At 71.6% G+C, this 17762-nt stretch carries 17 protein-coding genes; 4 read left to right on the forward strand and 13 right to left on the reverse strand.

The features are described from left to right. Positions 1–13 precede the first annotated feature (13 nt). The 13 genes from M1105_RS04615 to M1105_RS04675 all read right to left on the reverse strand — a co-directional run bounded on the left by M1105_RS04615 (position 14) and on the right by M1105_RS04675 (position 13044). Positions 14–718, reverse strand: a complete 705-nt coding sequence (locus M1105_RS04615; protein ID WP_249579176.1) for an SDR family NAD(P)-dependent oxidoreductase — start codon at positions 716–718, stop codon at positions 14–16. Positions 719–728: 10 nt separating this feature from the next. After that, positions 729–1724, reverse strand: coding sequence for an ABC transporter ATP-binding protein (locus M1105_RS04620; RefSeq protein WP_249579177.1), 996 nt, complete (start codon positions 1722–1724; stop codon positions 729–731). Next, positions 1717–2745, reverse strand: a complete 1029-nt coding sequence (locus M1105_RS04625; protein ID WP_249579178.1) for an ABC transporter ATP-binding protein — start codon at positions 2743–2745, stop codon at positions 1717–1719. The genes M1105_RS04620 and M1105_RS04625 overlap by 8 nt, the downstream gene beginning before the upstream one ends. After that, the gene (locus M1105_RS04630) at positions 2742–3629 is read right to left on the reverse strand and encodes an ABC transporter permease (protein ID WP_249579179.1); all 888 of its coding nucleotides are present in this window, start codon (positions 3627–3629) and stop codon (positions 2742–2744) included. Before M1105_RS04630 ends, M1105_RS04625 begins: the two co-directional genes overlap by 4 nt. Then, on the reverse strand, positions 3626–4567 hold the full coding sequence (locus tag M1105_RS04635) for an ABC transporter permease (protein WP_249579180.1): 942 nt from the start codon (positions 4565–4567) through the stop codon (positions 3626–3628). The genes M1105_RS04630 and M1105_RS04635 overlap by 4 nt, the downstream gene beginning before the upstream one ends. Before the next feature lie 107 nt (positions 4568–4674). Then, positions 4675–6249 carry an ABC transporter substrate-binding protein gene (locus M1105_RS04640; protein ID WP_249579181.1) on the reverse strand — a complete coding sequence of 525 codons (1575 nt, stop codon included), beginning with the start codon at positions 6247–6249 and terminating at the stop codon, positions 4675–4677. After that, positions 6246–7433, reverse strand: a complete 1188-nt coding sequence (locus tag M1105_RS04645; RefSeq protein WP_249579182.1) for an NAD(P)/FAD-dependent oxidoreductase — start codon at positions 7431–7433, stop codon at positions 6246–6248. The genes M1105_RS04640 and M1105_RS04645 overlap by 4 nt, the downstream gene beginning before the upstream one ends. Then, entirely contained in the window at positions 7430–8809 is a 1380-nt protein-coding gene (locus tag M1105_RS04650) for an FAD/NAD(P)-dependent oxidoreductase (RefSeq protein ID WP_249579183.1), read from the reverse strand. The genes M1105_RS04645 and M1105_RS04650 overlap by 4 nt, the downstream gene beginning before the upstream one ends. Then, positions 8799–9104: a (2Fe-2S)-binding protein gene (locus M1105_RS04655; RefSeq protein WP_249579184.1), complete on the reverse strand. Its 306-nt coding sequence runs from the start codon at positions 9102–9104 to the stop codon at positions 8799–8801. Before M1105_RS04655 ends, M1105_RS04650 begins: the two co-directional genes overlap by 11 nt. Next, entirely contained in the window at positions 9101–10231 is a 1131-nt protein-coding gene (locus tag M1105_RS04660; protein ID WP_249579185.1) for an NAD(P)/FAD-dependent oxidoreductase, read from the reverse strand. Before M1105_RS04660 ends, M1105_RS04655 begins: the two co-directional genes overlap by 4 nt. Continuing rightward, entirely contained in the window at positions 10228–11637 is a 1410-nt protein-coding gene (locus tag M1105_RS04665) for an FAD/NAD(P)-dependent oxidoreductase (RefSeq protein ID WP_249579186.1), read from the reverse strand. Before M1105_RS04665 ends, M1105_RS04660 begins: the two co-directional genes overlap by 4 nt. Then, positions 11634–11933 (reverse strand): (2Fe-2S)-binding protein, encoded by a 300-nt coding sequence (locus M1105_RS04670; protein ID WP_249579187.1) that lies wholly within the window; start codon positions 11931–11933, stop codon positions 11634–11636. The genes M1105_RS04665 and M1105_RS04670 overlap by 4 nt, the downstream gene beginning before the upstream one ends. Then, positions 11908–13044 (reverse strand): NAD(P)/FAD-dependent oxidoreductase, encoded by a 1137-nt coding sequence (locus M1105_RS04675; protein ID WP_249579188.1) that lies wholly within the window; start codon positions 13042–13044, stop codon positions 11908–11910. Before M1105_RS04675 ends, M1105_RS04670 begins: the two co-directional genes overlap by 26 nt. Positions 13045–13141: 97 nt before the next feature. On the opposite strand from M1105_RS04675, the gene M1105_RS04680 reads away from it, so the two are divergent. From M1105_RS04680 to ilvA, 4 genes are all read left to right on the forward strand, one after another. Continuing rightward, positions 13142–14083 (forward strand): LysR family transcriptional regulator, encoded by a 942-nt coding sequence (locus tag M1105_RS04680; protein ID WP_249579189.1) that lies wholly within the window; start codon positions 13142–13144, stop codon positions 14081–14083. Next, positions 14080–15333, forward strand: coding sequence for an NAD(P)/FAD-dependent oxidoreductase (locus M1105_RS04685; protein ID WP_249579190.1), 1254 nt, complete (start codon positions 14080–14082; stop codon positions 15331–15333). The genes M1105_RS04680 and M1105_RS04685 overlap by 4 nt, the downstream gene beginning before the upstream one ends. A gap of 100 nt (positions 15334–15433) precedes the next feature. Next, positions 15434–15937 carry a superoxide dismutase family protein gene (locus M1105_RS04690; RefSeq protein ID WP_249579191.1) on the forward strand — a complete coding sequence of 168 codons (504 nt, stop codon included), beginning with the start codon at positions 15434–15436 and terminating at the stop codon, positions 15935–15937. 263 nt (positions 15938–16200) lie between these two features. Beyond that, positions 16201–17760: a threonine ammonia-lyase, biosynthetic gene (gene ilvA / locus M1105_RS04695; protein WP_249579192.1), complete on the forward strand. Its 1560-nt coding sequence runs from the start codon at positions 16201–16203 to the stop codon at positions 17758–17760. The last annotated feature ends 2 nt before the right edge of the window (positions 17761–17762 follow it).

Genomic DNA, 17762 nt, shown 5'->3' on the forward strand with positions numbered 1-17762 from the left:
TGCCGGGCCGGGCCTAGTAGATGTCCTCGACCCGCCAGTTGATCGGAATTTCGGCGATCGCGGCGGTGTTGGGAAGCTCGATCACCATGCGCACGACGCGGGCCACGTCCTCGGGCTGGGTGATCTCGTTCGGCGCGCGGTCGATGCCCGAGAGGCCGAGTTCGGTGTTGACGAAGCCCGGGCAGATGGCGGTGGCGCGCACGCCAGCCTCGGCGCCGCATTGCCGAAGCCCGTGCGAGAGTGCCACCACGGCGAATTTCGAGATGGCATAGAGGCTCGCCCGCGCCGACTTCACCCGCTTGCCCGAGAGCGAGGCGATCGTCACCACCCTGCCCCGGCCCGAGGCCACCAGATGCGGCCAGGCGGCGCGCACGAGGCGGAAGGGCGACTTGAGGTTCACCGCCAGCAGCAGGTCGAGATCGGCCTCGTCGGCCTCGATGATGCTGCGGGGCACCGAGATGCCGGCATTGTTCACCACCGCGTCGATGCGGCCGAAGCGGGCTTGGGCGGCCGCGACCCACTGTCCCTCGCGCCCCTCGAGCGCGTCGAAGGGCTGGACGTGAACCGCTTCGCCTTCGGGCAGCGCGCTGGCGGCCGGGTCGCGGCAGCCGAGGCTGACGGCCCAGCCATTGGCGGCAAGCTCGCGCGCGATGGCAGCACCGATGCCGCGGCTCGCGCCCGAGATGAGCGCGACCGGGAGGGGCGAGATGGCGGTCATGCGTGCCCCCTCATGGTTTCGGCGACATGCCCGAGGCGGGGTCGTAGAGATGGCAGGCCACGCCCCGCTGGGCGTCGACCTCCATCCATTTCGGATAGACCTTGCGGCACAGCTCGGTCGCGTGCTTGCAGCGCGGGTGGAAATGGCAGCCCGAGGGCGGGTTGATCGCCGAGGGCACCTCGCCCTCGATCCGCTCGAAGGCCTTGCGCGCGGTCGGATCGGGCACCGGCGAGGCGTCGCGCAACATCACCGTGTAGGGATGCAGCGGCTCGTCGAAGATGCGCGGGATCGGCCCCTTCTCGACGATCCGGCCCAGATACATCACCGCCATCACCTGGCAGAAATAGCGCACCACGCCGAGGTCGTGGCTGATGAAGATGAAGCTGAGATCGTGCGTCTCCTGGAGATTGCGCAGCAGCATCAGGATCTGCGACTGGATCGAGACGTCGAGCGCCGAGACGGGCTCGTCGGCGATGATCAGCTCGGGGTTCAGCGTCAGCGCCCGGGCGATGCCGAGGCGCTGGCGCTGCCCGCCCGAGAACTCGTGCGGGAAGCGGATGCCGGCGTCGCGCGGCAGGCCCACCTCGACCAAAAGGTCGCGCACCCTCTCCGCGGCTTCGGCCTTGCCCATGATCCCGTGGACGAGAAGCGGCTCGGCCAGCGCGGTGCCGATGCGCATGCGCGGGTTGAGAGAGGAATAGGGGTCCTGGAAGATGATCTGGAGCCGGCGGCGCAGCGCGCGCATCCGCGCCTTGTCGGCGCGCAGGACATCCTCGCCATCGAACTCGATCGAGCCGGAATCGGGCTCGACCAGCCGCAGGATCGAGCGCCCGGCGGTGGACTTGCCGCAGCCGGATTCGCCCACCAGCCCGAAGGCCTCGCCGCGCTTCACCTCGAACGAGATCTCGTCGAGCGCGCGAACCGTCACCGTCTCGGGGTTCGGGAAGCCGCGCTTGACCCGGAAATGGGTCCTGAGGTCGCGCACTCGCAGGAGGGGATCAGACATTCGCATCCTCCGTCAGCGCCGCTAGGTCGTGGCCGCCGCGCACCCAGCAGCGCACGGCGTGGGGGCTCTCGGGATCCAGCGGTTCCAGCGGCGGGTCCATCGCGCGGCAAATGTCTTGCGCCAGCGGGCAGCGCGCGGCAAATCGGCAGCCCTTCGGCATCCGATGGATCGGCGGGACCGCGCCGGGGATGGTGTGAAGCTCGGCCGTGTCGCGGTCCGAGCGCGGGATCGAGCGCAAAAGCGCCTCGGTGTAGGGGTGCGTGGGGCGCGCGAACAGCTCGCCCACCGACGCGATCTCGACGATGTCGCCGGCATACATCACCGCCACCCGGTCCGCGAGCGCGGCCACGACGCCGAGATTGTGAGTGATGAAGATCATCGACATCCCGGTCTCGGCCTTCAGCTCGTTCAGCAGCGCGAGGATCTGCGCCTGGATCGTCACGTCGAGCGCGGTGGTGGGCTCGTCCGCCAGGATCACCTTGGGCCGGCAGGCCAGCGCCATGGCGATCATCACCCGCTGGCGCATGCCACCCGAGAACTGGTGCGGGTATTCCCGGAAGCGGCTTTTCGCGGACGGGATCTTGACCAGATCGAGCAGCGCCAGCGCCTCGCGCTCGGCCTCGGCGCGGCTCAGGTTCTGGTGGTAGATCAGCGCCTCGGTCACCTGGAAGCCGATGGTCAGGACCGGGTTGAGCGAGGTCATCGGCTCCTGAAAGATCATCGAGATGCCGTTGCCGCGCACCTCGCGCATCTCCTCGTCCGAGAGGCGCGCGAGGTCGCGGCCCTCGAACATGATCCCGTCGGCCTCGACCCGGCCATTCGCCGTGGGCACGAGACCGAGGATCGAGAGCGCCGTCATGCTCTTGCCGCAGCCGGATTCGCCCACCAGCGCCAGCGTCTCGTTGGGCGCGAGCGCAAAGCTGATGCCGCGCACGGCCGGATACCATGTCCCCTCGATACGGAAGCTGGTGGTCAGGTTCCACACGTCGAGCACCGGGGCAGGGGTGGCGGGGGCGGTCATGCGTCGCTCCTCGTCCTCGGGTCGATCGCGTCCCTCAGCCCGTCGCCCAGCAGGTTGAGCGAGAACACCACCAGAAGGATGGCGAGGCTGGGGAAGATCGACAGCCAGATGTTGTCGAGAATGTTCTCGAACCCCTCGCGGATCATGCCGCCCCAGCTGGCGGTCGGCGGCTTCACGCCGAGCCCGATGAAGCTGAGCGAGGCCTCGACGCGGATGGCGGTGGCAAGCCACAGCGAACCCATCACGAGGATTTCCGACAGCACGTTCGGCAGGACATGCAGCGTCATGATGCGCAGGTCGCCGTACCCCAGCGCGCGGCAGGCCTCGATGTAGTCGCGCTCCTTCACCACGATCGTGGGCGCCCGGGCGATGCGCGCAAACGGCGGGATGGCGGTGAGCGAGATCGCGATGATCAGATTCTCCATGCTGGGGCCCAGCATGGCGACGACGATGAGGCCAAGGATGAGCGCCGGGAAGGCCAGCAGCACATCCATCGCCTGCATGATCACCAGATCGACCTTGCCGCCGTAATAGCCAGCGACGACGCCAATGGCCGAGCCGATCACCATGGCCGAACCGATCGCCGCGACCCCGATGATCAGCGACACCCGCGCGCCATAGAGCAGCCGCGAGAGGATGTCGCGCCCATAGGCATCGGTCCCCAGCCAGAACTCGGGCCCCGGCCCCTTGAGGCGGTGCAGGATGTTCTGCTGAAGCGGGTCATGCGGCGACAGCAGGGGGGCCGCGATCGCGACGAGGACGATCAGCACGAAGATCACCGCGCCGACCCAGGTCAGCTTGTTGGTGCGGAACGCCTTGGCGAGCTGATCGACGAAGGGATGGCGCGACACCCCCCGCGGCAGGGCTTCGGTCTGGTCGGTCATTGGTACTTCACCCGCGGGTCGATCAGGCCATAGGTCAGGTCGGTCATCAGGTTCACCACCACGATGACGAAGGTGTAGATCACCATCAGCCCCTGCAGCAGCGTGTAGTCGCGCTGTCCCAGCGCCCCCACGATCAGCTTGCCGAGGCCAGGGCGGTTGAACACGATCTCGGTCAGCACCGAATTGCCGATCAGGATGCCCAGATAGAGGCCGACCACGGTCACGACCGGGATGAGCGCGTTGCGCATGGCATGGCGCCAGACGATCACGCGCATCGGCACGCCCTTGGCGCGCGCGGTGCGGATATAGTCCTCGCCCAGCGAGCCCAGCATCGACGAGCGGGTGACGCGCGTGATGTAGGCCGCCATGATGAGGCCGAGATTGATCGCGGGCAGCGCGAGGCTGAGCGCCCATTCGGAAAAGGTCGCCCGCCCGCCCCCGCTGATGACCGGGAACCAGCGAAGCTGGATCGAGAAGGCGATCAGCAGCAGAATCGCCGAGACGAAGGCCGGGAACGACAGGCCCAGCAGCGATCCCACCCGGGTAAGGTAGTCGATCCACTGGTTGCGGTGCAGCGCCGACCACGCCCCAAGCGGGATGCCGATCAGCGAGCCGATCACCAGCGAGGCGATCGTCAGCTCGACCGTGTAGGGCAGCACGCGCAGGATCTCGTCCAGCACGGGCTTGCCGGTGACCATCGACTGGCCCCAGTCGCCGGTGAATACGCCGCCCATGAATTCGAGATACTGCTCCCAGATCGGGCGGTCGAGGCCGAGGCGCTCGCGCATGATCTGCAACGCCTCGGCGCTGGCCTGGTCGCCCAGGATCGTCTGCGCGGGGTCGCCGGGCACGATGCGCACCAGCACGAAGACCATCGTCATGACCGCGAGCAGCGTCGGCACCGCGAACAGCAGGCGACGGGCGGTGAATCGCAGCATGTGGCTGTCCCTCCCTCGTGGCGGGGCCCGGCGCGCGGCGGCGTCGGGCCCTCGCGATGCGGTGCGCGGCCGGGTGGCGGGTGCCACACGGGCCGCGGCGATCCGCGTTACTTGCGGAACTGCGTCGTCTCGGTCACCGGCGGGCCGAGCGTCAGCGAGCCGATCAGATCATAGCCCAGATCGACATTGTCGCGCGTGGCCCAGATCTGCAGGTTCTCGTAGATCGGCACGCCGCACAGCTCGGCCGCGATCTTCTCCTGCGCGGTCTTCCACAGCGCCTTCTGCTTCGCCGGGTCCTGCTCGACGCGGGCGGCCTCGATCTCGGCGTCCGCGACCGCGCAATGGGCGAAGTTGGTGATGCCCGTCGGCGTGTTGACCGTGCTGGCCGAGTGGTAGAACTGCGTCAGATACGTGTCCGCCACCGGGAAGCGCGCGGCCGAGTAGTGGACGACCTGGCTCAGGTCCTTGCGGATCTGGGCGTGGAAGGTCGCGTGCTCGACCACCTCGATGTCGAGCTTGATCCCCGCCTCGGCCATCTGCGCCTGGAACACCTCCATCGTGCCCAGCATGCCGGGCAGCGCGGTGTGGATCACCTTCAGCGTGATGCCGTCGGGGTGCCCCGCCTCGGCCAGCAGCGCCTTGGCCCCCGCGAGGTCGTAGCCGGGGAAGACCTCGCTCATGTCGGCGTGTCCAAGATAGCCCTGCGGCACCGGCGAGTTGGCGACGCGGGTGACGTCGCGGCCCTTGAACTCCATGAACTGGTCGCGGTTCGTCGCCATCGCGATGGCGCGGCGCACCCGGATGTCGTCGAGCGGCGCCGAGGCCATGTTGAGATACATGACGGACATCTCGGCCGGTTCCATGACATGGACGACGGCGCCGTCCATCTTCTTGGTGCGCTCGGCCCAAGTCTGGTCCTGCTTGCCATAGACCATGTCGAGCTCGCCCGACTGGAAGGCGAGGTCGCGCGCCGAGTCGGACGGGATGTACTGGTAGTTGATCCCGGCGAGCGCGGGCTTGCCGCGGAAGTAGTCGGGGTTCGCCACCAGCTTCAGGCTCTGCTGCGGCGTGTATTCGCCGAACATGAAGGGGCCGGTGCCGATCGGACGCTTCTGGAAGTCGGCGCCCATCTCCTCGGCCGCCTTTTTGCAGACGACGTTGCCGCCATGGTAGTTGGTCACGAGGCCGAGCAGGCTGGGCACCGGGTTCTTGAGCGTGATCTTCACGGTATGGGTATCGGGCGCCTCGACCGAGGCGAACACGCCGAAATCGCTCGAGAAGCTCGAGCGCTCCTTGTCGGCGGCACGATTGAGCGAATAGACCACGTCCTCGGCCGTCAGCTCGCCATAGCCATGATGGCACTGCACGCCCTTGCGCAGGTTGAAGGTCCACACGAGGCCGTCGTCGCTGGCGGTCCAGCTTTCGGCGAGATCGGGCTCGATGGTCTCGGGCGAGGCCGTGCCCGGCTTGAAGCGCACGAGGCCGTTGAACATCCAGCCGAACACCGCCTTGTCGATGGTCGTGGCCGACAGGTGCGGGTCGAGCCGCCCCGCGTCGGGCGCGGCGATGCCCACGTTGAGGATGTTGGTGTCCGGCCCCGCGAGGGCCTGCGGCGCGGTGAGCGCGCCCAGCGCCACCCCGCTTGCGAGCGCGAGGCCCGCGGTCAGTCTGGTCAGCTTCATCTCGTTTCTCCCTGCTGCATCGCCGCGATGGGGTCGCGGCCGTCCCCCTGCGCCCCGACGGGCGCCGCCGCGCCCGTGAAGCGCCCGATCGCGAAGGGGGCGAGCGGCGTCTCGCTCCCTCCCGAAAAGACCAGTTCCGCCAGCACCTCGCCCACCGCGGGACCGAGCTGGAAGCCATGCCCGCTGAAACCGAAGGCGTGGATCAGCCCCGGCGTGGTGTCGCTGGGGCCGATGACCGGGATCTCGTCGGGCGTGTAGCCCTCGATCCCCGACCAGGTGCGGATGACATGGACGTGGCGGGTCCAGGGCAGGATGTCGGTGAGCCGGCCCATGGCCTGCGTCACGTTCCCGCCACCCGCCCGCGAGGTGATGGCGCCGAAATCGTTCCAGCCCCGCCCACCGCCGAAGATCACGTTGCCGCGCGGGATCTGGCGCGCATAGACGTCGCCGCCCGCGACGCCGATGTTGACCGGCAGGCGGTAGGGCAGTGGCTCGGTCACCTGCATGCTGGGCGATTGCGGCTCGATCGGCACGCTCTCGCCGAACCAGGCTGCCACCTTCGCCCCCCAGGCGCCGGCGACGTTGATCAGGGTGCGGGCGCTCACGCGCCGGCCGCGCTCGGTTTCCAGCCGGAAGCCGCCTTCGTCGCGCAGCGCGCCCTCGACCGCCTCGTGCTCGAAGATCTGCGCGCCCGCCTGCCGCGCCGCCCGCGCGAAGCCGGGCGCGACGATCCGGGGGTTCGCCTGCCCGTCGCTGCGGCAGAGCGAGGCGCCCACCACCCGCGGCCCCAACCACGGGAAGTCGGCGCGCAGGCGGTTGCCGGTGATCAGCTCCACCGCGAGCCCGTAATCGGCGGCACCGCGGGCGAAGTCCTCGAGGCTCGCCATCTGCTCGTCCGACCGGGCGAGCTTGAGGTGCCCCGTGGCCATGAACTCGCCGTCCGAGCCGATGAGTTCCGGCAACCGGTCCCAGATCCGGCGCGCGCGGCGGCTTAGCGGCAGTTCGGCAAAGTCGCGGCCATGCTCGCGCACGCCGCCGAAATTGACGCCGCTTGCCTGGCTGCCGACGGTGCGCCGCTCGAACAGCGCGACCCTCAGGCCGCGCGTGGCCAGATGCAGGGCCGCGGCGCAGCCCGCCGTGCCGCCGCCGATGATGGCGGCGTCGAGATCGAGATGGCCGGTCATGCCGCGTCCTCCGCCGCATCGGCGAAGGCCGCGACCGGCACGGGCTTGACGGGCGGCTGGCTGCGCAGGCGCCCGGCCTCCTTGACTTCCACGCCCCGGGCGGCGGCAAGGATCTCGGCCGCGGCGGGGCCGCAGATCCGGCCCTGGCAGCGGCCCATGCCGACGCGCGAGAATGCCTTGGCACGGTTCACGTCATGCGGCGCCAGCCGGTCGATGCTGGCGCGGAACTCGCCTGCCGTCACCGCCTCGCAGCGGCACAGGATGCAGTCGTCGGGGATGGCGCGGGCGAGAGGCGCGGGGAAGGGAAAGGCGCGCTCGATCGCCCGGCGCAGCCGCGCCTGCCCGCCGATGCGCCGCGCGCAGGCCGCGAGCGCCGCGCCCTGCCCGGTGTCGCCGAGGTCGGTGAGGATGGCGCGTGCCGCCCGTTCGCCCGCGATCTCGGCCAGCTCCGCGCCACCGATCCGGGTGCCGTCACCGGCGAGGTAGACGCCCGGCACGGTGCTGCGCCCGGCCTCGTCGGCCACGACCTGCCACTGGTAGTTGCCCGCGTCGAACTCGAAGCCGCAGCCCGCGAGGTCGGCAAGCTGCCATTCGCTCTTGAGCCCGTAGCCGAAGGCGATGGCGTCGCATTCGATCTCGTGGCGCCGGCCGCTGGCATCCGTGTAGGCGAAGCCCTCGACGCTCTCGGAGCCGAGTGCCGCGACCGGCGTGATGCCGTGCCGGTAGGGAATGCGCCGCGCCGCGAGGCGCGCGAGATAGACGAGGCCCTTCCAGCCGGTCTTGCCCCCGGCCAGCAGGCCCGGCATGGCCGCGAGCTTGGCGCGCAGGGGCGTGGTGTCGAGCACCGCCGCCACCTCGGCGCCTGCGGCGGCGTATTGCGAGGCCACGAGCGGCAGCAGCGGGCTTGCGCCGAAGAACACAACGCGCCGCCCGATGGCGCAGGCCTGATGCTTCAGCGCGACCTGCGCCCCGCCCAGCGTGTAGACGCCGGGCCGCGTCCAGCCGGGGAAGGGGATCACCCGGTCCATCGCGCCCGTGGCCAGCAGCAGGCGGTCGAACTCGACCGTCTCGGGCCGGCCGTCGTGCAGCGTCTGCAAGCGCCGCCCCTCGATGTTCCACACGAGCGTGCCAGAGCGGTGGTCGATGCGGTTGTCCGCATCGAAGGCCGCGTGCAGCGCCCGCGCCCGCCCGGCCTCGAAGCCATAGAGCTTGTCATAGGCACGGGTGAAGCCGCGCGGCTGACGGCGGTAGATCTGGCCACCCGAGGCGGGCGCCTCGTCGAGCACGACGGGGTTCAGCCCCGCCCCGGCCAGCACCAGCGCCGCGCGCATCCCCGCCGGGCCCGCGCCGACGATGACGATCCGGTCAGAACGCATCGGCGCCCTCCTCGGCCCCGGTCAGGATGGCCATCCCGGCTTCGGCGAAGGTCGTGCAGGCGCGCAGCCGCCGCCCGTCCTCCAGCCGCACCCAGCAGTCCTGGCAGGCGCCCATCAGGCAAAAGCCCGCGCGCGGGCCATCCCCGAATTCCGAGACGCGCAGCCGCCCTCGGGCGGTGAGGATCGCGGTCATCAGCGTGTCGCCCTGCATCGCCTCGACCGGCGCACCATCGACGGTGATGGCGACCCGGGGGCGGCCGGTCTCGGCCAGCCGACGGAAACGCGCGCCGCTCATGATGCCTCCCTCCACGCCTGCCCGGCGAAGCGTGCGATCGAGAATGGCTCGATCGGCAGCGAGGTTGCGCCACTTTCCACCAGATCCGCGACGATGGCCCCGCCGATCGGTCCAAGCTGGAAGCCGTGCGCCGAGAACCCGAAGGCATGGATCACCCCCGGCGCTGTCATGCTGGGCCCGATCACCGGGATGGCGTCGGGCATCGCCCCCTCGATCCCGGCCCAGCTTCGGACGATCCGCGCGCCGCGCATGACGGGGAACAGGTCCAGCGTCGTTCCGATGAGGCGGTGAAGCTCGCCGAACTCGACATGGGCGCGGTTCGCATCGGGCTCGGCCCGGCTGCGCCAGCCGCCGCCGATCACCACGCTGCCGTTGGGTGACTGCTTGAACGAGATCATGCGGTCGAAGCTTGCCACCACGGGATCGACAAAGGGTGCCATGCGGGCGGTGACCAGCATCATCGGCGCGATCGGCTCGATCGGCACCGGCTCGCCCAGCGCGGCGGCGACGGCGCCGCCCCAGGCGCCCGCGCAGTTGACCACTTGCGCGCCCGAAAATGTGCCACGGTCGGTCGGCACTTGCCAGCCGCCGCCCGCGCGGCGGGGCATGCCGGCGCGGCACGGCGTCAGGAACTCGGCGCCCAGCGCAGCCGCCTGCCGGGCGAAGGCGCGCGTCGTGCGCGTGGGGTCGGCGTGGCCATCGTCGGCGGTCCAGAGCGCGCCGAGGCAATGGCGCGAGATGGCGGGGACGAGCTCGAACAACTCCTCGGGCCCGATCCATTGCTCGTGGCTGTAGCCCAGCCCCTCGACCAGCCGGCGCCGGGCGGCGATGGCGGCGAGACCCGGCTCGCCCTCGGCCACGCGGATCTGGCCGGTCTGGCGATAGCCGCAGTCGTCGTGCACGAGGTCCTCGATCCGCTGCCACAGCGCGGCCGATGCCATGGCGAGCGGGATCTCCGCCGGGTGGCGGTTGAGCCGCCGCACGCCGCCCGCGTTCACGCCCGAGGCATGGCGCGCGACGTGGTCCTTCTCGACCACGACGACCGAGAGGCCGCGCAGCCGGCAGTGGAGCGCGGTCGAGCAGCCATGGATGCCGCCGCCGATCACGATGACATCGGCGGTGTTCATGCCACCTCCTCCCCCGCCGCGGCGAAGGCCGTGAGTGGGACGGGCTTGACCGGCGGGCGCAGGCGGAACTGGCCGACCTCGGCCTCGGGCACGCCGCGGGCCTCGGCGATCAGGCGCGTCACGGTGGGGTCGCAGAACCGGCCCTGGCAGGGGCCCATGCCGCAGCGCAGGAAGGCCTTGATCTGGTTCGGCCCCTGCGCGCCCGAAGCGACGGCCCCCCGGACAGCGCCGGCCGTGACCTCCTCGCAGCGGCAGACGACCACCGCGTCGGGGAGGGCCGCGCGCGCGAGGCGTGGGGGGTAGAGGCGGTCGATGAAGGCGCGGCCCCGCAGGATGCGGTCGAGGTCGCGGCGCAGGGGAGCGGCCAGCCCGTCGCGCTCGGGCAGGGTCAGCCGGCCCAGCGCGTGCGCGGCGCCGAGGACGGCGAGCCGTCCGGCGAGCGGAGCCGCGTCCGCGCCCGCGATGCCGCCGCCGTCGCCCGCGATCAGGACGCCCTCGACGCTGGTCTGCCCCCAGGGGCCGAGCCGCGGGCGGAAGGCGGCCTGCGCCTCGTCCCAGAGATGCTCGCAGCCGATGGCGCGCGCGAGGTTGGTGGCCGGGATGACACCCTCGTGGAGGGCGACCAGCCCCGTCGCGATCTCGCCCGAGGCGCCGCCGGCGGTGCGGTAGCGCACGGCCTCGGCGCGCCCGTCGCCAGTGATCTCGATCGCCGCGACGTCGCGCACGACCCTGATCCCCAGCGCACGGAAATCGCGCATCAGGCCGAGCCCCGCGCGCCATGTCCCGCTGGCAAGGAAGCCCGGCAGGTGTGGAACCGCCCCGCGCCACGCGCCCGGAGGCGCGGTCCACAGCACCGCCGCGATCCGCGCGCCGCAGGCCGCAAGCTGCACGGCGGTCAGATAGAGGAGCGGCCCATTCCCGGCCAGCACGACCGGCGCGGACGGCACGACCTCCGCCCCCTTCAGCAACGTCTGGAGCGCCCCCACCGTCATCGCGCCGGGCAGGGTCCAGCCGGGCACGGGGACCGGGCGCTCGGTGGCGCCGGGGGCGATGAGGACGCGGCGGGCGCGAAGCTGACCCACCCGCTCGCCCTGCATCAGCCACAGCCGGGCGGGCTCGTGGTCGGCGGTCTCGACATGCCAGACCAGCGTGCCGGGACGGTAGTCGGCCACGGCGGCGCGGAAGGCAGCCGCGTGGGCCGCGCCCTTGGCGTAGGAGCCGCCGAGGGATGCGCGCCCGCCAGACGCCTCGATGTTGCGCCAGATCTGACCGCCGGGGGCGGGCTGCTCGTCCAGCACCACCGCCGCGAGGCCGCGCGCCGCCGCCTCGACCGCCGCAGCCATGCCGGCGGGCCCCGCGCCCACGATGGCGAGGTCGAAGACCGGCGCCTCGAGCCTCGCGTTCATGCAGGCGCCCCCGCGATCCGGTCGCGCCGCACCTCCATGCCGGGGCGCACAATGGTCATGCAGGCCTGGCAGCCCGGCAGCCCGTCGATCTCGACGAGGCAATCGAAGCAGGCGCCCATCATGCAAAATGGCCCCCGCGGCGCGGCCGAGACCGGGGACGCGCGGAACACCGCCTCGCCCGCCGCCAGAAGGGCCGCCGCCACGCTCTCGCCCGCGCGGGCCGCGATCTCGCGTCCCTCGAAGCGGAAGGTGACGGGCGTGCCGCCCGCCTCAGCCGGCGAGAGCCGTCGGAACATCGAACCTCTCCGTCGTGAACTGCGCGATCTCGGGCGGCGCGGCCTCGCCGTCGATGGCGTCGGCCAGCGGCCCGGCATGGGCGGCGGCCAGCGTCACCCCGCTGTGGCAGGCGAGCGCCCACAGCCCCGGCAGGTCGGGCCATGTCTGGTAGATCGGGAAGCCGTCGGGCGACATCACCCTCAGCGCGCCCCATGTCCGCACCACGCGCGCGCCGCCGAGCACCGGGAACGAGGCCACGGCACGGGCGGCGATCTGCGCGCCCACCGCCATCGTCGTGCCGTAGTCGAAGCCCACGTCCTCCTTGCTGTCGCCGAGCAGGACCGAGCCCTCGGCCGTCTGGCGGACATGGGTGGTGGGAACGCCGAGGAAGCGCGGCAGCCGCCCGGTCACCAGGATCTGCCCGCGCTGCGGTCGCACCGGGAAGGACCGGCCCAAGGCCGCCGCAAGCGCCGCGTTCCCGAGCCCCGCCGCCAGCACCACGCGCGCGGCGCGGATCGTCGTGCCGTCGCGCATCTCCAGCCGGTAGCCCGCATCGTCGGGCCGGATCGCCGCGACGCCGGCGCCACCGATCCGCCGCATCCCGCGCGCGCGCGCGGCATCGCCCAACGCGCGGGCCAGCCGGAAGGGATCGGCATCGCCATCCATCGCGCACCACGAGGCGCCCGCGACCGCGTCGCCCACGGCCGGGGCGATCTCGCGCAACGCGGCGCGGTCGAGCATCTCGACCCGCACGCCGGCGGCGCCCATCTGGTTGCTCATCTGTGCGACGAAGCGCGCGCGCTCCTCGACCTCGGCCTCGCCCAGGCACAGATGCAGGCCCCCGGTCTGCCGATGGGCCACGTCGATCCCGGTCTCCTCCGCCAACCGCGCGGCGAAGTCCGGCCAGAGCGTCGCCGAGCGCGCCGTCCAGGCGGAATAGGCAGGCATCCCCTGCCCCTTGCTCTGCACCCAGATCAGGCCGAAGTTCCCGGCCGACGCCGGGCGCGCCGCGTCGCCCTCCGCGACCAGCGTAACCTCGCGGCCGCGGCGCGCGAGGCCATGGGCCGTGGCGAGCCCCACGAGCCCTCCACCGACGACGACCACATCCTGCACGCCGGAAACGCCTTTCATTCCACCGTGGGTAGCATGGCGGAACGATCGGTCTCCAATGCAATCCTTGCGGTGTCGCATGCGAAAATCTTATGGATTAACGGAAGGGAGACACTGCATGAACTTCCGGATGCTGACCGCCTTCCGGGCCGTCATGGTCGCAGGCAGCGTAACCGAGGCGAGCGCGGCGCTGGGCCGATCGCAGCCCGCCGTCAGCCGTTCGATCGCGGATCTCGAGGCGGCGCTCGGCTACCGCCTGTTCGAGCGCGTGAACCGCCGCATGGTGCCGACCGAGGAGGCGGTGCTGCTGTTCAAGGAGGTCGAGCGCGCCTTCCAGAGCCTCGACTACATCGCCGAGGCCGCGCGCGCGATCGGTGGGCGGCGGCGGCGGCATGTCCATGTCGCGGCTATGCCCGCGATCTCGTTCAGCATCCTTCCCATCGCGGCGCAGCGAATGGCCGAGGCGCACCCCGAGATCCGAATGACGCTCGAGGTGCGCAGCAGCGACTGGGTGGTGCAGTCGGTGCTGCAACGCCAGTGCGACGTCGGCATCGCGGGGCTGCCGCTCAACGATCCGGGGCTGAGGGTGGCGTTCGTCGCCACGGCGGCGGCGGTCTGCGTGCTGCCGCGCGGGCACCGGCTGGCGGCGCTTGACACTGTTCGCCCGGCCGATCTCGCCGGCGAGCCCTTCATCTCGCTGGGCGCCAACTATCGCACGCGCCAGTCGGTGGACCGCATCTTCCGCGAGGCCGGGGTCGCGCGCGAGATGCGGCTCGAGACCCAGCTCTCCGAGATGGCGTGCCTGCTGGTCGAGCGCGGCCTCGGCGTCGCGGTGGTGGACCCCTTCACGCCGCTCCTGCGCCCCGATCTGCGTCTTGACGTGCGCCCCTTCCTGCCCGAGGTTCCGTTCCAGTGGGGGGCCGTGACGCAGGCCGGGCGCCACATGCCCGAGCCGGTGGCGCAGTTTCTCGACATTCTCAGGGACGCCGTGACCGGCTGCGAGACCCCGAGGGCGACCCTCGGCCCCGTCCGGGCGGCGAGTGCGGGAGAGAGCGCGTGACCGAACCCCAGCCGCGCCGGATTGCCGTCGTGGGCGCCGGCATCGTCGGCCTTGCCACCGCGCTGAGCCTGCAGGCGGAGGGGCATGAGGTCACGCTCTGCGACCCGCGCGAGCCCGGCACCGCCACGTCATTCGGCAATGCCGGGGCCATCGTCACCGGGGGCGTCGTGCCCACCGCGACGCCGGGGCTGTGGCGCAACGTGCCGAAGATGCTGCTCGACCCGATGAGCCCGCTGAAGATCCGCTGGAGCTACCTGCCGCGGCTTGCGCCATGGCTCGTGCGCTTCCTCGACGCCGGGCGCGCGTCCAATGCCGAGCGGATCAGCGGCGAGCTTGCGACCCTGACCGGCCACTGCCTCGACGCCCACCACCGCCTCGCGCGGATGGCCGGGGCCATGGACATCATCAAGCCGGTGGGTTGGCTCAAGGTCTATCGCAACCGCGCGGCCTTCGACGGCACGGCCTATGACCGCGGGCTGATGGACCGGGCCGGGGTGAAATACGAGGTGCTCGACGCCGACGAGCTGCGGCAGCTGGAGCCGGGCCTGTCGCGCGACTTCACCATCGGCCTGTTCCAGCCGGGATCGAGCTTCGTCAGCACCCCCTACACGCTGAGCCAGGCCTATTTCCGCGCCCTCACCGAGCGCGGCGGGCGGCAACTGCGCGAGGAGGTGACGTCCTTCACCTTCGAGGGCGACCGCGTGACCGGCGTCGTCACGGCGCAGGGCAGGCACGCGGTGGATGGCGTCGTCGTCGCCACCGGCGCCTGGTCACGGGGCCTTGCGCGCCAGCTTGGCCACCGCGTGCCGCTCGACACCGAGCGGGGCTATCATCTCAACCTCGCCTGGGGCGACGGGCCGGTGCTGAACCGGCCCACCGTGATCGGCGGGCCGCAATTCGTGTTGTGCCCGATGGCGGACGGGGTGCGGCTCACCGCCGGCGTCGAGCTCGCGGGGCTCGAGGCCGCGCCGGACTTCCGCCGGATCAAGGCGCTGCTGCCACTGGCGCAGCAGGCGCTGCCGGGGCTCTCGGGCGAGATCACGCGCGAATGGATGGGGCACCGGCCCTCGACCCCGGACTCGAAGCCGGTGATCGGCGCGTCGCCGCGGCACCGCGGGGTGTGGTTCGCTTTCGGCCACGGCCATATGGGGCTCAGCCTCTCGGCCATCAGCGGGCAGATCATCGCCGATCTGGTCGCCGGGCGCGCGCCGACGGTCGCGCCCGAGCCCTTCGCCATCGACCGGTTCTGACGCCGCGGCGCACGCAGCATGCCGGACATGACGCAGGCGTGATCGACGCGCCGGAGCCGCCGCGCTAGGCTCGGTCCTCTCAGAAGGGGAGGATACCGCCATGCATGCATTCCAAACCGCCGCCGCGCTGGTATTCGCCGCGAGCCTCGGGGCGACCGGCGCTCTCGCCGCCGAGGCGAGCGCCGAGCTGAAGGACGCGAACGGCACCTCGGTCGGCATCGTGACGCTGCACGCCGTGCCGCACGGCGTCCTTCTGCGAGCGAACTTCACAGCGTTGCCCGAGGGACCGCACGCCTTCCACGTCCATGCCGTGGGCGACTGCACGCCACCCTTCGCGTCGGCCGGCGGGCATTACAACCCGGGCGGTGCGAAGCACGGGCTCACGGCTGACGAGGGACATCATGCGGGCGACATGCCGAACCTGCATGTGCCTGCCTCGGGCGCGCTCGAGATCGAGGTCTTCAACGCCTCGCTCCGCCTCGACGATGCACTGTTCGACGCGGATGGCGCGGCGATCGTGGTGCATGAGGGCCCGGACGACTACGCCTCGGACCCGGCCGGGAACGCGGGCGGGCGCATCGCCTGCGGGGTGATCCGGCGGTGAATGGCGCGGCGCGGGTCTGAAGGCGCCGCGCTGCCCGCTTTCCGGCCGGGCGGCGCGACAGACGGATGACCGGCCGACCGCCTTGCCCCGTCGACCATGGAGACGCCAGCCGGCAAGCCCTGCCGCGGGTTCTGCGCGGCCGCGAGGCCCCGGCGCACCACCGAACCCCGTTTCGTTCGCCTGACGTACCGCGCTACGCTCGCCGGTGCAGAGGGCCCGGGATTGTCCCGTGACGACTTGCCCGGTGCCGCGAGGAGCCAAGGATGCAACCACCGAAGCCCCCGGCGTCACCGCGCCCGGCGGTCCCGCAGGACGCCGATCACTGGCTGCGCGAGATCCTGACCGCGCCGGTCTACGATGTCGCGCGCCGCACGCCGCTGGAACTCGCGCCACGGCTGTCCGCCCGGCTCGGCAACCGGATCTGGCTCAAGCGCGAGGATCTCCAGCCGGTCTTCAGCTTCAAGCTGCGCGGCGCCTACAACCGGATGCGCCAGCTCGGGCCGGCCGAGCGCGCGGCGGGCGTGGTCGCGGTCTCGGCGGGCAATCACGCGCAGGGCGTGGCACTGGCGGCGCGCGAGCTGGGCATCGACGCGGTGATCGTGATGCCGCTCACCACCCCGCGGATCAAGATCGAGGCCGTCGAGACGCTTGGCGCCCGGATCGAGCTGTGCGGCGACAGCTATTCCGACGCCGCCGCCCGCGGCGATGCGATCGCGGCGGCCGAGGGGCGCACGCTGGTCCCGCCCTTCGACGACCCGGCGGTGATCGCGGGCCAGGGCACCGTCGCTATGGAGCTGATCGCCGACCATCGCGGCAGCATCGACGCGGTGTTCGTGCCGGTGGGCGGCGGCGGGCTCTGCGCCGGGATGGCCGTCTATCTCAAGGCGCTCGACCCCGCGATCCGCATCATCGCGGTCGAGCCGGAGGACGCCGCCTGCCTCGCCGCGGCGATGGCTGCCGGGCGCCCCGTGCCGCTCGACCAGGTCGGCCTCTTCGTCGATGGCTGCGCCGTGCGGCAGGTAGGCGACATCACCTTCGCACTGATGCGCGAGCGGATCGACGAGGTGGTGACGGTCGGCGTCGACCAGGTCTGTGCCGCAATCCGCGACGTGTTCGAGGACACCCGCAGCATCGTCGAGCCCGCCGGCGCCCTCGCGCTTGCCGGCATGAAGCGCTGGGTCGCCCGGACCGGCGCCACGGGGCAGGAACTCGTCGCCGTGCTGTCGGGCGCGAACATGAACTTCGACCGCCTCGGCCACATCACCGAGCGCGCCGAGATCGGCGGCGAGCACGAGGCGCTGTTCGGCGTGACCATCCCCGAGGAAACCGGCAGCTTCCTGCGCTTCTGCCGCACAATCGGGCGCCGGCCGGTCACCGAGTTCAACTACCGCTTCCGCGCGGCCCACTTGGCCGAGGTCTATGTCGGCATCCAGCTTGGCGCCCCCGGCGAACGCGCGGCGATCCGCGAGGCGCTGTCCGCCGCCGGCTACGCGGTGGCCGACTACACGCAGAACGAGGTCGCGCGGCTGCATGTGCGTCACATGGTGGGCGGGCCGGCCGCGGGGTTGGGCCGCGAGCGGCTGTTCCGCTTCGAGTTCCCCGAACGGCCGGGCGCGCTCTTGCAGTTCCTCGAGACGCTGGGAACGCGCTGGAACATCACGCTGTTCCACTACCGCAACCGCGCGGCGGCCTATGGGCGCGTACTCGCGGGCTTTGCCGTCCCTTTGAACGATGACGCGGCCTTCGAGGCCGACCTGGCCCGCCTCGGCTTCTGGTCGAGCGAGGAGACGGACAACCCCGCCCTGCGCCAGTTCCTGCTGTAACC

This window comes from Thermohalobaculum sediminis (assembly GCF_023487995.1).
Classification (GTDB): domain Bacteria; phylum Pseudomonadota; class Alphaproteobacteria; order Rhodobacterales; family Rhodobacteraceae; genus Thermohalobaculum; species Thermohalobaculum sediminis.